Genomic DNA, 13,024 nt, shown 5'->3' on the forward strand with positions numbered 1-13,024 from the left:
GCGGTCGACCAGTTCATCCGAGGGTCGCGAACCGACTAGACGGCGCCGCCGGCGGCGAGCGCCCGAGTGCCGCCCGCTGTGGCGATCGGCGGTGACTCAGGCGGAAACCTGGCCAGGGGTGGAGGGGACCTGGCGCAAGGCCCGGATTGCCAGCACCGCCAGGGGTACGCCCACCGTGAGCACAGCGACGATCTCCACGGAGGCGATCGTGGTGAGTGTGGTCCGCTGTGCCTGACCCTGGTAGTCGGGCAGAGTCACGGTTCGCAGGGCTAGCGCGGTTGCGGCGAGCAGGGTGAAGGCCAGGGACCACGGCAGGGTGCCCGCCCGCTGACGGGTCACGCGAACGGTCAGATGGACCAGCATGGCGACGGTGACCGCCACGCACCACAGGCCCGGCCAGTCCAGCAGCCGCAGCGCCGGCGCGAATGCCTGGACGGCGAACAACGGCAGGGCGACGAGAATGATGCCGGTCGGCAGCGCGAGGAGCCAGGGCCGCCGCGACACAGGCGGGCCGTCATGGCGGAAGGCCGCCATGGCGAGCAGCAGAAGGACGTCGACGAGCCGCATCGCCCACGGCGACACGGACAGCGGTACCTCGCCCGCGACCTGCGCCACGGCGGTGGTGATGGCGGGAGGCACGACGGCGAACAGGGCGACCGCCTGGGCCACCCGCCGGTACCCGAGGACCAGCGCCAGATAGGCCGGCAGCCAGGCGTAGCCGGCCAGGTTCCAGGTGGTGTTCCAGATGCTCGACGGCGCGCTGAGTGCCAGATCGGAGGGGGGCGCCGGCAACCCGGTGAGCTTCCCCGAGTACCACAGCGCGACGGCGACACTTGCGGTGACCATCACGGCGTGGGTCAACATCGCCATCAGGGTCGCCAGTCGCACGGCCTGGCCCCAGGCGTACGAGCGGGGTGAAGCTTCTGCCAGGCGCAGCCGGACGGCGAGCGCCACGATGCTGGCGGCCTCCGACAGGCTCGGCCGGCCGTAGTCGGCGAGGTACGCGGTGGTCTCGGGGTCGCCGGTGTCCATGCTTTCCAGGAAGGCGGCGACCATGTCGTCTTCCCACTCCTGCCGGTAGGCGGCGGGCAGCAGGCGTAACAGGCGACGGTAGCGCTCCTCCAGCCGGCTCACGACGAGGTCCCCGTGATCGGGCTCCGCTGCTCGTGCAACCGGGTCGAGGCGAGGCGGGCGTTGGCGGCCAGCCGGTGCGCCTCCGTGGCGAGGGCGGCGCGGCCCTGCTCGGTGACCCGGTAGTACCGGCGCAACCGCCCCTGCCAGGCCTCCTCGCGGTCCAGCTCGACCAGGCCGTCACCGACGAGTCGATCGAGGACCCCGTACAGGGAACCGATCTTGAGCTGCACCCGCCCCTGGGACAGGTCCGCGACCTCCGAGACGATCCCGTAGCCGTGGCGTGGAGTGTCGAGCAGCGCGGTGAGGATGAAGAAGGCCGGTTCGGTCATCGCCCGAGAACTCATCCTCCTAATATAGTGGATGACAAGATATCCTGTACGAGCAGAGCGGCGTCGCGGCGGTAGCGCACCGAACGGGCGTACGCAGGAACCGACGGCAGGGGAGTGGTCATGGGTGACGGTGACGCGGACGCCGGAGACTTCGGCGGACCGGACTTCGCTCCGGTGATACCGGCGGTGGAGAGCAGTGCCTTCGGCGCCCCGCCCGCCAGCCGTGCGGCGATCGTCCTCGGTCCCGGATTCCGTGGTCATGTCGTCCTGACCGCCTCCGATCCGAGGCCCGCCGCCCAGCCGGCAGGCGAAGATCCTGGCGCCTAACGCACAGGCTCCAGCACCACGACGGGAATTCGACGGGTGGTCTTCTGCTCGTAGTCGGCGAAGAACGGGTACGCGGCCTTCTGGGCGCTCCAGATCCGCTCCCGCTCGTCTTCGGCGGCGACTCGGGCGACCAACTCGACCGTCTCCGTGCCGATCTCCGCCTGCACCCGGGGGTGGGCGAGCAGGTTGTGATACCAGTCGGGACTGGTGGGCGCGCCCGCCTTGGAGGCGAACACGGCGTAGCCGTCATCCACCCGCTGGTACATCACCGGGTGCACGCGCGGTAGGCCGCTCTTGGCGCCGACCGTGTGCAACAACAACAGCGGCTGGCCCGCGAAATGGCCGCCCACCTGCCCGCCGTTGGCCCGAAACTCGGCGATGATCTTGTCGTTCCAGTCGCCCACATCGTCTCCTCAGTGCACAGTCGACTCGCCACCACAATCCTGACAGTTCCGCCCCAGCCCCAACAGAACCAACCCGACCACCAATCCCCCCACCCCACCCCACCCCACCCCACCCCACCCCGTTCCCTCTGCGTTGATCATGAGGTTGGCGGCAGTGCAGAGATCAACAACTGCCGCCAACCTCATGATCAACGCGGATCTTTGGTGGGTGGGTGAGGGTGTGGTCAGGTGGGGGCGGTGGTCTGGCCCAGGCCGAGGCGGCGGGCTGCCTGGCCCAGGGCCTGGGCCAGGCGGGAGGGCAGCGAATCCGGGGCGGGGATCTGCACCGGACGCACCCGCCCGTTGTGCAGTGCGGTGAACCGCCAGCCCTGGTCGGTGCGTACGGCGACGAGGGTCTGGCGGGACAGGCGTCGCTTGGGCAGCCTGGCGCGCCAGGGCATCAGCACCGACGCGGTGCCGTGGACGATCGCCACCCCGTCGGTGACGTACCGGATCGACTCGATCTCGCCGACGAGTGCGGAGCCGGCGAGCACCCCGCGGAAGAGTCGGTCGTGTGCCTCCTGCATGCCCCGGCGACCGACGGCACGGGTTCCGTCGTAGGAGACGTAGTCGGAGTCGTCGGTGAAGCAGGCTCCGTAGGCGGCGGCGTCGTTGTCCGTCCAGGCCTGCACGAGCCGATCGAACAGGTCGCGGATCTGGCGGTCGTCCATGGTCATCTCGCCCCCGTAGGCTAGTATCGATTCGATCATAAGACATTACGATTGTAGAAGGTTTCGAGTGTCGAAAGATGGCCTCATCCGGGACGTGGCGATGCGGCTGCGGCTGCTTCAGCAGAGCTTCGACGCCTTCGACGAGGCCGCCGCCGCTCGGCTCGGGCTCAACCGCACCGACCTGCGCGCGATGGATCTCGTCCTCGCCAACGACGGGCCGCTGTCCGCCGGGGAACTCACCCGCGCCCTCAAGATCAGCCCGGCGGCGACCACCACCGTCATCGACCGGCTGGAACGGGCCGGCCTGGTCGCCCGTACCCGGGACGCCGGGAACCGGCGGCGGGTCCTGGTCAGCGGCACGGACCTCGCCCGCGCGATAGAACAGGAGATCTATCTACCCGTCGGCGAGGCCGGTGCCCAGGCCCTCGGCGGGTACAGCGAGGACCAACTCGCCACGATTCTCGACTTCCTGGAGACCGCCCGTCAGGTGCAGGAAACCCAGACCGCCCGGGTCAGCACGAGCCCCGCACCACCGTCGGACCGCTGATCCGCACCAGCGTCGGTGGTCAGGCCACAAGCAGTCGGAGGCCGAGTTCCGCAGCGTCGAGGGGCGGTAGACGTGCAGCGGTCAGCCCACGGGGCCGATCTGCTTGGCGAAGGTGACGAAGGCCTGCCACGACGACGGCGTGAGGTGCAGGGTGCCGCCCGTACGGTCCTTGGTGTCCCGGACCAGCACCACCCCCGACAGATTGTCGGCAACCTCGACACACGACCCGCCGTTACCGCCGGACCTGGTCGACTTCCGCCACCGCGCGGCCATCATGTCCATGACTTCGCCACTTCCTTGATCAGCTCCAACGACTGGCGGCGGGGGAGCGCCTCGTTCCGCACGATCTCCCACGTCTTCGCCAGCTTAGCGATGTCGGCAGGTGCGTCGATGATCTGTGCGGTGAGCTGGTTGTCGGCATGTGCGGTTCGGGTGCCGTCCGGCAGCTCGGCGATGATGAACTGACCAGCCAGTCCCAGATACATGCCGGCATCCGAAGGCACGACGTGTACCTGGATGTGCTCCCGCCGCGCCTGCTCGGCCAGGTGATCGAGTTGTTCCGCCATCAGGCCCGGCTGGTCGAGCACCGGTCGCCGGAGGATGGCCTCGTCCAACACGGCGATGAACTGTGGCGGGTGCTCACGTTCGAGGATCAGTTGCCGCTCCAACCGGGAGGTCACCGCCTTGTCCACCTCGGGCGGACTGAACCGGCCGCCGATCAGGGTGGCGCGTGCGTATCGCTCGGTCTGAAGCAAACCGGGAACGTAGGCCAGCTCGAACCATCGCAGGGTGGTCGCCTCCCGCTCGAACTCGATCCACTCCCGCAGCCAGGGTGGGTCGGTATCGAGTTGGCCCAGTTCCCGAAGCATCCGGGCGAAGCGTTCACCGGTGTGGTGCTGAGCGTCGATGGCCTTCATGTAGTCCTTGGTGGGAGGACGACCACCGGTTTCCACCGAACTGACGTGTGAACCGGAGTAGCCGATGCTTCGACCGAACTCATCCTGACTCAGCCCGAGTGCGGTCCGGAACATGCGTAGCTCGCCCAGCACGTAATCCGTGGCACTTCCCATCAATCCCCCAACCTCTGCCCAGTGTCGACGGTGGGCTGCTCGCTGCTGCCCGATCACCCCGCTGAACTGCGCGAATGCCCCGAGCGCGTATCGACAGTAGTGCCGTGGTCACCAGACTGTCACCACTGCGGGCTTGCTCTGTCGGGATCGGCGGTGGGGTGGGCTCCTGCGCGGGGTCGCCCTGCTTCGGCCGGGCGGCCCCCTCCAAAGCCGAGAGGGGTTGCCATGTCTGTTGGTTCGCGTCTGTTCGCCGTACCTTGTCTTGGGGTTGTCAACGACGCCGCAGGCCGCAGACGGTGGGTGCGTTGATGGGGCGACGGGTGATTCCCCACGTCGCGATGCGTCCGCTCTGGCGGTGCCGCAACTGCGGCGCGGAGTGGCCCTGTCAGCCGGCCCGGCTGGCCCTGCTGATGGAGTACCGCAAGGACCGGCTCGGACTGCTGCTCTACCTGGGTGGGCTGATGGTCCAGGCCCGGGATCAGCTCGCCCAGCTCAACCCCGAGCACACCCCGGATCTGTACGACCGCTTTCTCGGCTGGGCGCGGCGCCGCGATCGGAGGTGAGCGGTGGTCGGTTTGTCAGGGCAGGGGATCGGGGTACGAGCGGAGCGGCCCATTGACGGTCATCGGCTCGGCCGGTAGACCTTGGTGATGGAGGCGCGCCGATGAGGAGAGCCCCGCTCACGCTGGAACAACTGCGGGTCGCCGTCGCCGAGGGCGAGATCGACACGGTGGCCTTGGCGCTCGTCGACATGCAGGGGCGATTGCAGGGCAAACGGTTCCACGCCCCGTACTTCCTCGATCAGGTGGTGGCCCACGGCAGCGAGGGGTGCAACTACCTGCTGGCCGTGGATGTCGACATGAACACGGTCGACGGGTACGCGATGTCGAGCTGGGAACGCGGCTACGGCGACTTGGTGATGAAGCCGGACTTCGACACCCTGCGCCGGGTGCCCTGGCAGCCCGGCACCGCCATGCTCCTGGCCGACCTGGAGTGGCCCGATGGCGCCGGTCCGGTGGTCGCCTCGCCCCGGCAGATCCTGCGCGGTCAGCTGGACCGCCTGGCCGCGCACGGGCTGACCGCGTACGCCGGCACGGAGTTGGAGTTCGTGCTGTTCCGTGACTCGTACGAGCAGGCGCTGGCGCGTGGCTACCGGGACCTGACCCCGGCCAACCAGTACAACGTGGACTATTCGCTGCTGGGTACCGCCCGGGTGGAGCCGCTGCTGCGGCGCATCCGCAACCAGATGGCCGGGGCCGGGCTGACCCCGGAGAGCGCGAAGGGCGAGTGCAACCTGGGCCAGCACGAGATCGCCTTCCGGTACGACGCGGCGGTGGCCTGCGCCGACCACCATGTGATCTACAAGAACGGGGCCAAGGAGATCGCCGCCCAGGAGGGCATGTCGATCACCTTCATGGCCAAGCCGAACGCCCGGGAGGGCAACTCCTGCCACATCCACTTCTCGCTGCGGGACGCCTCCGGCGCCTCGGCGATGCTCGGCGACGGCCCGGCACATCTGAGTGTCACCGGGCAGCGGGTGCTCGCCGGACTGCTCGCCACCATGCGTGAGCTGAGTCTGTTCTTCGCCCCGAACGTCAACTCCTACAAGCGGTACCAGCCGGGCTCGTTCGCGCCGACCGCCCTGCGCTGGGGCACGGACAATCGCACCTGCGCCCTGCGCCTGGTGGGGCACGGCCAGGGGATGCGGGTGGAGAACCGGGTGCCCGGCGCCGACGTGAACCCCTACCTGGCGATCGCGGCGCTGGTGGCGGGCGCGGTGCACGGCATCGAGCAGGAGTTGGACCTGGAGCACGAGTGCACCGGCAACGCCTACGACGACGACGATGCCGACCGGGTCCCCGGCACCCTCCGCGACGCCCTGACTCTGTGGGAGTCCTCCACCGCGGCCCGCGACGCCTTCGGCGCCGAGGTGGTAGCCCACTACGCCAACATGGCCCGCGTCGAACTGTCCGCCTTCGACGCCGCCGTCACCGACTGGGAACTGACCCGTGGCTTCGAACGCCTCTGACCCTGCCCCGCCCCACTCCTTCCGCCGCGATCTTGCACTTTGTGTCGCTGATTTACAGTGGTTAGCGGCTTTTGTCCCGACCAAAAGTGCAAGATCGACGGGCTGGGGTGGGCGGGTTGAGGGCGGGGCGGGGTGGGAGAGAAGGGGGTAGGCGTGGGGGTGGTGTGGGATCCGGCGCGGGGGGTGGTGTTGGCGGAGGTTGCGCAGTGTTCGGTGGCGGAGGTGGATGCGGCGGTCGAGCGGGCGGGGCGGGCGTTCGACCGGTGGCGGGGGGTGGCGCCGGGGGAGCGGGCGCGGATTCTGCGGCGGTTCGCGGGGGTGGTGGATGCGCATCTGGAGGAACTTGCCGGGTTGGAGGTGCGCAATGCGGGGCACACCATCGGCAATGCCCGCTGGGAGGCGGGCAATGTGCGGGACGTGCTCGACTACTACGCCGGTGCCCCGGAGCGGCTGACCGGACGGCAGATCCCGGTGCCCGGTGGGCTGGACGTCACCTTCCACGAGCCGCTGGGGGTGGTCGGGGTGATCGTGCCCTGGAACTTCCCGATGCCCATCGCCGCCTGGGGCTTCGCCCCGGCCCTGGCCGCCGGCAACACCGTGGTGCTCAAACCGGCCGAGTGGACCCCGCTGACCGCGCTGCGGCTGGCCGAGCTGGCACTGGAGGCGGGCCTGCCCGAAGGGGTGTTCACCGTACTGCCCGGTCGGGGTGAGGTGGTCGGCGAACGGTTCGTCACCCACCCGGCCGTACGCAAGATCGTCTTTACCGGCTCCACGGAGGTCGGCACCAAGATCATGGCCGGTTGCGCGGCCCAGGTGAAGCGGCTGACCCTGGAACTGGGTGGCAAGTCGGCGAATGTGATCTTCGCCGACGCGGACCTGGAGCGGGCGGCGGCCACCGCGCCGTACGCCGTCTTCGACAACGCCGGCCAGGACTGCTGCGCCCGCTCCCGGCTGTTGGTGCAGCGGTCGGTCCACGACCGCTTCCTCGAACTCCTCGAACCGGCGGTACGGGCCTTCCGGGTCGGTGACCCGGCCGCCGAGGACACCGAGATGGGCCCACTGATCTCGGCGGGACACCGCGACCGGGTCGCCGGGCACGTCGAGGACGCCCGGGTCGCCTTCACCGGCGGATGCCCGACCGGCCCCGGCTACTGGTACCCCCCGACGGTGCTGTTCGCCGACTCGCCCGCCGACCCGCACTGGCGTGCGGAGATCTTCGGTCCGGTGGTCTCGGTGCTCCCCTTCGAGGACGAGGCGGACGCCATCCGGTTGGCCAACGACACCGAGTACGGCCTGTCCGGCTCGATCTGGACCCGGAACGTGGGCCGGGCGTTGCGGGTGGCCCGGGCGATCGAGGCGGGCAACCTCAGCGTCAACTCGCACTCCTCGGTGCGGTACTGGACACCCTTCGGCGGCATGAAGCGTTCCGGGCTGGGGCGGGAGTTGGGACCCGACGCCCTGCACGCCTTCACCGAGGTCAAGAACGTGTTCATCAGTACGGAGGAGTGAGTATGCCGGGACGGTTGCAGGATCGGGTCGCCGTGGTCACCGGAGCGGCCAGCGGGATCGGGCTGGCCACGGTACGCCGGTTCGCCGCCGAGGGGGCGAAGGTGGTCTGTGTCGACATCGACACCGAGGCCGGTCGCCGGGCCGCCGAGGAGGTCGACGGCAGCTTCGTGGCGGCCGACGTGGCCGACGAGTCGGCGGTGCAGGCCCTCTTCGACGGAGTGGTCGATCGGTACGGTCGGGTGGACATCGCCTTCAACAACGCCGGCATCTCCCCGCCGGAGGACGACTCGATCCTGGAGACCGGCCTGGATGCCTGGGAACGGGTGCTGCGGGTCAACACCACAAGCGTCTATCTCTGCTGCAAGTACGTGATCCCGCACATGCGTCGGCAGGGGCGGGGATCGATCATCAACACCGCCTCCTTCGTGGCGTTGATGGGTGCCGCGACGTCGCAGATCGCCTACACCGCCAGCAAGGGCGGGGTGCTGGCCCTCACTCGGGAGTTGGGTGTGCAGTTCGCCCGCGAGGGCATCCGGGTCAACGCCCTGTGCCCCGGGCCGGTGGCCACCCCGCTGCTGCGGGAGCTGTTCGCGGCCGACCCGGAACGCGCCGCCCGTCGGCTGGTGCACGTGCCGATGGGGCGTTTCGGTGAGCCCAGCGAGATCGCCGCCGCGGTGGCGTTCCTGGCCAGCGACGACGCCTCGTTCATGACCGCCGCCCAGTTCGTGGTCGACGGCGGGATCACCGGAGCGTACGTCACCCCACTGTGATCTCCCCGGTGCCGACGGTGATCGGTCCCGGTGGTGTCGGAGGTGCGACGACGCTCCGCAGCGTCCAATGGCTCTGATGCGTTACGTTGCTGGTCCTTCGGGGTAGAAGCGGAACGCGGCAGGATGATCGGAGCGCATGTGGACGGCCGGGGAGGCTGCATGAACTCGGCCCAGGGGGGTGTGGGCGGGAGTCATCCGTCCGGGACGGACGGCGGGACCCCGCCCCTGCTCGCGGCGGCCTTCGCCGGTGGCGGCGAGATGGGCAGGCTGCTCCGTGACCATGACTGGTCGGCCAGCCCGCTGGGCAGCCCGCACCAGTGGCCGGACACGCTGCACAACGCCTTGAGCACCATGCTCGCCTCCAAGGCCCAGATCGTCGTGTTCTGGGGCGAGGAGCTGCGCGCCTTCTACAACGACGCCTACCGGCCGACCATCGGGGACAAGCATCCCGCCGTGCTCGGGCAACCGGCCCGGGAGCACTGGGCGGAGACCTGGGAGGTGCTGGGGCCGCTGCTGACCGGAGTGCTGCGCGACGGTGAGGCGTACCAGGCACACGACCACCACTTCCTGCTCAACCGGCACGGCTTCGTCGAGGACGTCTACTTCGACGTCTCCTGCGACCCGATCCGGGGTGCGGACGGGGCGATCCACGGCGTGCTGTGCATCTGTAGCGAGACCACCGGCCGGGTGCTCGGTGAGCGTCGGCTGCGGACCCTGGCCGAACTCGGGTCGGAGTTGGCCGACCCGGGCAGCATCGAGGATCTCGGTCGCGCCGTCACCGCCGTACTCGACCGGCATCGGGCCGACGTACCCTTCGGGCTGCTCTATCTCGACACCGGCGACGGGCACCTGCAACAGGCCGGGGTCACCGGGGTGGACGACGCCCCCCTGGACCCACCCGGTCGGCTGGTCGAGGTGGCGAGGACCGGTGTCGCCGCCACCGTGCCCACGGTCGACCTGCTCGGCCGGGTGCCCGCCGGTGCTGCCGACGAGGCGGTGGTGCTGCCCATCAGTGCCACCAACGAGCCCGCCGGGGTGCTGGTGCTCGGGATGGCCCGCAGGCTGCCGTTCACCGACGACTACCGGGACTTCTTCGAGTTGGTGGCCGCCCAGATCTCGCGGACGGCCGGCAAACAGCGGGCGTACGAGCAGGAGCGGGCCCGCGCCGCCGAACTGGCCGCCCTGGATCTGGCCAAGACCAACTTCTTCGCCAATGTCAGCCACGAGTTCCGTACCCCGCTGACCCTGGTGCTGGGTCCGCTGGAGGAGATGCTCGCCGACCCCGCGTTGCCGCAGGCGTACACCCAGCGGCTCACCATGATGCACCGCAACGGACTGCGCCTGCTGAAGCTGGTCAACACCGTCCTGGACTTCTCCCGGCTGGAGTCCGGCCGGCTGGCCGCCCACTACGAGCCGACCGATCTGGCCGACTACACCAGCCGGTTGGTCAGCACCTTCCGGTCGGCCACCGAGCGCACCGGGATTCGCCTGGTGGTGGACTGCCCGCCGTTGGCCGAGCCGGTCTACGTCGACCAGGACACGTGGGAGAAGATCGTCCTCAACCTGGTCTCCAACGCGGTGAAGTTCACCTTCGAGGGTGAGATCCAGATCCGGGTCCGGGCGGTGGACGGGGTAGCCCGCCTGGAGGTCAGCGACACCGGTGTGGGTATCCACCCGGATGAACTGCCGCACGTCTTCGAACGCTTCCACCGGGTGCCGGGAGTACGCTCCCGCAGCCACGAGGGCACCGGGATCGGGCTGGCCCTGGTTCGCGAGTTGGCCGAGATGCACGGCGGGCAGGTCAGCGCGAGCAGCCAGGTAGACAAGGGCAGCACCTTCGCGGTCACCATTCCGTTCGGTACGGCCCACCTGCCCGCCGACCGGGTGGCCGAGACCGAGGACCCCGAGCGGGAGCCGCGCCAGGCCCCGCTCTTCGCGGCCGAGTCGGCGCGGTGGACCAGCGACATGACTGCCACCCTCCCGGTGCCGGCCACCGCCGACCCGCAGGGCCGCATCCTGGTCGTCGACGACAACCCCGACCTGCGCGAACATGTGGCCCGGCTGCTCGCGCAGACCTGGGAGGTGACGACGGCCGCCGACGGTGTCGAGGCCCTGCGGCTGGCCACCCAGGTCACCTTCGACCTGGTGCTCACCGACGTGATGATGCCCCGGTTGGACGGATTCGGCCTGGTCGCCGCCCTGCGCGCGGACCCCCGCACCCGGTACGTCCCGATCGTGCTGCTCTCCGCCCGGGCCGGTTCGGCGGAGGAGGTGGCCGGGCTGTCGGTTGGCGCGGACGACTACCTGACCAAGCCCTTCTCCGGGCAGGAGTTGATCGCCCGGGTCCGCGCCAATGTGGAACTCGGCCAGTTGCGTGGTCAGATCATCCGACGGTTGCGGGCCCTCGCCGACGCCGCGGTAGCGGTGAACACCGCCCGCTCCACGGCCGACGTGCTCCAGGTCGCGGCCCGGCACGCCCTGAGCCTCGCCGAGGCCGTCCGGGTGGTGGTCGACGCCGGCGGGGCACGGTACGAGGCCGACGGCGGTGGAGCCGCCCCGACCGAACCCTCCTTCGTGCTGCCGTTGACCGGGGTCGCCAACCGGCAACTGGGTGAGCTGCGGGTGTGGCGGCCCTCCGTGGACGGCGTCGGCACGGACGAGGCCGCCTTGACCCAACTGGCCCGGCTGGTCGGGGTCCGACTGGAGAACGCCCAGCTCTACGAGGCCGAGCACCGCATCGCCACCACCCTGCAACACAGCCTGCTGCCCCGTACCCTGCCGCATCTGCCCGGCACCGTGGTGGCCAGCCGATACCTGCCCGGCAGCGCCGATGTCGAGGTCGGCGGCGACTGGTACGACGTGGTCGCCCGGGACGAGGACGAACTCGTCCTGGTGATCGGTGACGTGGTCGGCAAGGGGGTGCCGGCCGCGGCGGCCATGGGCCAGCTGCGTAACGCGCTGCGGGCGTACGTCCTGGAGGGTTTCGACCCGGGGGAGTCGCTGACCCGGCTGAACCGGCTGGTGGACTCCACGGAGTCACGCACCTTCGCCACGGTCTTCTGTCTCTGGTTCAGTCCGCGCACCGGTCAGGTGCGCTACGCCAACGCCGGGCATCCCTCTCCGCTGGTCATCCGGGGCGGTGAGGTGGAGTTCCTGCACGACCGGGCGCTCGGGCCCCCGATCGGGGCGATCCCCGGTGCGGGGTACGAGACGGTCTCCGGTGAACTGCGGGCCGGTGAGCGGCTGCTGCTCTACACCGACGGGCTGATCGAGGACCGGCACGTCGCCATCGACCTGGCCCTGGCCCAGTTGCGGGCGGACGCCGCCCGACCGGGCGAACACGTCGCGGACCTGGTCGACGCGGTGGTCAAGCGGGTCGCCGACCGGCCGCGCCGGGACGACGTGGCCGTGCTCGCCCTGGAGGCGACCGAACTGAACCGGTTCGCCCTGCGGTTGCCGGCCGACCCGACCCGACTGAGTGTGCTGCGTAAGCGGCTGGAGGACTTCCTCGTCGGGCACAAGGTGAGCGAGACCGACATGTTCGACCTGACCGTCGCGGTCTCCGAGGCGGCGGCGAACGCGATCGAGCATCCGGTCGACCCGGTGGAGCCGGTGATCGAGATCACCGTGTCGGTGGAGAACCGTGAGGTAGTGGCGACCGTGCGGGACACCGGTCAGTGGCGGGAGTCCACCGGTGCGGGTTTCCGGGGCCGGGGACTGTCCCTGATCCGGGCCCTCGGTGAGCTGTCGGTCGAGCACACCCCGAACGGAACCCAGGTCACCCTGCGCCGACGGTTGACCGACTGAGCGGTGGGGCTCAGCCTGGGGTGAGCCAGGGCTGGCCGCTCAGACCGGCGATCTCCAGTACCCGGGTCACCTGCCGGGACGGCAACACCCTCAGGGCCTGCGGGTAGTGGCCGGCGAGCCGGACCACCGCATGGATGGCCGCCGAGTCGAAGAAGGTGACCGCCCGCAGGTCCAGGGTCATCCGCGTGGCCGGCTCCCGCAGCGCGGTCTGGAGCATGGTGTCGGCGGTCGCCATGTCCACCTCGCCGGTGACCACCACCATGAGGTGATCACCGTCGGTCTCCGCGACGGCGGAGAAGACGGGAGGTGCGCTCCCTTGATCCACGCTGACACCTTGACACAGCCGAACTGGTGTGGCAACAACTCGTGGCCCCGGACGGTGGTGGGG

14 protein-coding genes are annotated in these 13,024 nt (G+C 69.9%); 7 read left to right on the top strand and 7 right to left on the bottom strand.

From position 1 onward, the window contains the following. Nucleotides 1-96: 96 nt before the first annotated feature. Entirely contained in the window at nucleotides 97-1,134 is a 1,038-nt protein-coding gene (locus ACLQ2T_RS06645; protein WP_425765085.1) for a hypothetical protein, read from the bottom strand. Then, nucleotides 1,131-1,478, bottom strand: a complete 348-nt coding sequence (locus tag ACLQ2T_RS06650; RefSeq protein WP_425765086.1) for a PadR family transcriptional regulator — start codon at nucleotides 1,476-1,478, stop codon at nucleotides 1,131-1,133. The genes ACLQ2T_RS06645 and ACLQ2T_RS06650 overlap by 4 nt, the downstream gene beginning before the upstream one ends. A 105-nt stretch (nucleotides 1,479-1,583) precedes the next feature. Here ACLQ2T_RS06650 and ACLQ2T_RS06655 point away from each other — a divergent pair, with 105 nt between their 5' ends. After that, nucleotides 1,584-1,790, top strand: coding sequence for a hypothetical protein (locus ACLQ2T_RS06655; RefSeq protein WP_425765087.1), 207 nt, complete (start codon nucleotides 1,584-1,586; stop codon nucleotides 1,788-1,790). Here ACLQ2T_RS06655 and ACLQ2T_RS06660 read toward each other — a convergent pair. Continuing rightward, nucleotides 1,787-2,194 (bottom strand): nitroreductase family deazaflavin-dependent oxidoreductase, encoded by a 408-nt coding sequence (locus ACLQ2T_RS06660; RefSeq protein ID WP_425765088.1) that lies wholly within the window; start codon nucleotides 2,192-2,194, stop codon nucleotides 1,787-1,789. The two genes, ACLQ2T_RS06655 and ACLQ2T_RS06660, sit on opposite strands and share 4 nt — an antisense overlap. 224 nt (nucleotides 2,195-2,418) lie before the next feature. Further along, nucleotides 2,419-2,910 carry an SgcJ/EcaC family oxidoreductase gene (locus ACLQ2T_RS06665; protein ID WP_425765089.1) on the bottom strand — a complete coding sequence of 164 codons (492 nt, stop codon included), beginning with the start codon at nucleotides 2,908-2,910 and terminating at the stop codon, nucleotides 2,419-2,421. Nucleotides 2,911-2,971: 61 nt separating this feature from the next. Here ACLQ2T_RS06665 and ACLQ2T_RS06670 point away from each other — a divergent pair, with 61 nt between their 5' ends. After that, entirely contained in the window at nucleotides 2,972-3,451 is a 480-nt protein-coding gene (locus tag ACLQ2T_RS06670; RefSeq protein WP_425765090.1) for a MarR family transcriptional regulator, read from the top strand. An 81-nt stretch (nucleotides 3,452-3,532) separates the two neighbouring features. Here ACLQ2T_RS06670 and ACLQ2T_RS06675 read toward each other — a convergent pair whose 3' ends face one another. Both ACLQ2T_RS06675 and ACLQ2T_RS06680 read right to left on the bottom strand, forming a co-directional pair. Further along, the gene (locus tag ACLQ2T_RS06675; protein WP_425765233.1) at nucleotides 3,533-3,727 is read right to left on the bottom strand and encodes a DUF397 domain-containing protein; all 195 of its coding nucleotides are present in this window, start codon (nucleotides 3,725-3,727) and stop codon (nucleotides 3,533-3,535) included. Next, nucleotides 3,724-4,521, bottom strand: a complete 798-nt coding sequence (locus tag ACLQ2T_RS06680) for a helix-turn-helix domain-containing protein (protein WP_425765091.1) — start codon at nucleotides 4,519-4,521, stop codon at nucleotides 3,724-3,726. Before ACLQ2T_RS06680 ends, ACLQ2T_RS06675 begins: the two co-directional genes overlap by 4 nt. Nucleotides 4,522-4,829: 308 nt before the next feature. Here ACLQ2T_RS06680 and ACLQ2T_RS06685 point away from each other — a divergent pair, with 308 nt between their 5' ends. The 5 genes from ACLQ2T_RS06685 to ACLQ2T_RS06705 all read left to right on the top strand — a co-directional run bounded on the left by ACLQ2T_RS06685 (nucleotide 4,830) and on the right by ACLQ2T_RS06705 (nucleotide 12,636). Next, complete coding sequence (locus tag ACLQ2T_RS06685) at nucleotides 4,830-5,084, top strand: flavin reductase (RefSeq protein WP_102659042.1); 255 nt, start codon at nucleotides 4,830-4,832, stop codon at nucleotides 5,082-5,084. A gap of 101 nt (nucleotides 5,085-5,185) precedes the next feature. Then, entirely contained in the window at nucleotides 5,186-6,550 is a 1,365-nt protein-coding gene (locus ACLQ2T_RS06690; RefSeq protein ID WP_425765092.1) for a glutamine synthetase family protein, read from the top strand. A 153-nt stretch (nucleotides 6,551-6,703) separates the two neighbouring features. Then, nucleotides 6,704-8,059 carry an aldehyde dehydrogenase family protein gene (locus ACLQ2T_RS06695; RefSeq protein ID WP_425765093.1) on the top strand — a complete coding sequence of 452 codons (1,356 nt, stop codon included), beginning with the start codon at nucleotides 6,704-6,706 and terminating at the stop codon, nucleotides 8,057-8,059. A 2-nt stretch (nucleotides 8,060-8,061) separates the two neighbouring features. Next, complete coding sequence (locus ACLQ2T_RS06700; protein WP_425765094.1) at nucleotides 8,062-8,829, top strand: 3-oxoacyl-ACP reductase; 768 nt, start codon at nucleotides 8,062-8,064, stop codon at nucleotides 8,827-8,829. 159 nt (nucleotides 8,830-8,988) lie between these two features. Further along, nucleotides 8,989-12,636 carry a SpoIIE family protein phosphatase gene (locus tag ACLQ2T_RS06705; protein WP_425765095.1) on the top strand — a complete coding sequence of 1,216 codons (3,648 nt, stop codon included), beginning with the start codon at nucleotides 8,989-8,991 and terminating at the stop codon, nucleotides 12,634-12,636. A 10-nt stretch (nucleotides 12,637-12,646) separates the two neighbouring features. Here the strand turns inward: ACLQ2T_RS06705 and ACLQ2T_RS06710 are convergent, their stop codons facing one another. Then, nucleotides 12,647-12,961 carry an STAS domain-containing protein gene (locus ACLQ2T_RS06710; protein ID WP_425765096.1) on the bottom strand — a complete coding sequence of 105 codons (315 nt, stop codon included), beginning with the start codon at nucleotides 12,959-12,961 and terminating at the stop codon, nucleotides 12,647-12,649. Between the last annotated feature and the right edge of the window lie 63 nt (nucleotides 12,962-13,024).

The organism is Micromonospora sp. DT229 (assembly GCF_049844505.1).
Lineage (GTDB): Bacteria > Actinomycetota > Actinomycetes > Mycobacteriales > Micromonosporaceae > Micromonospora.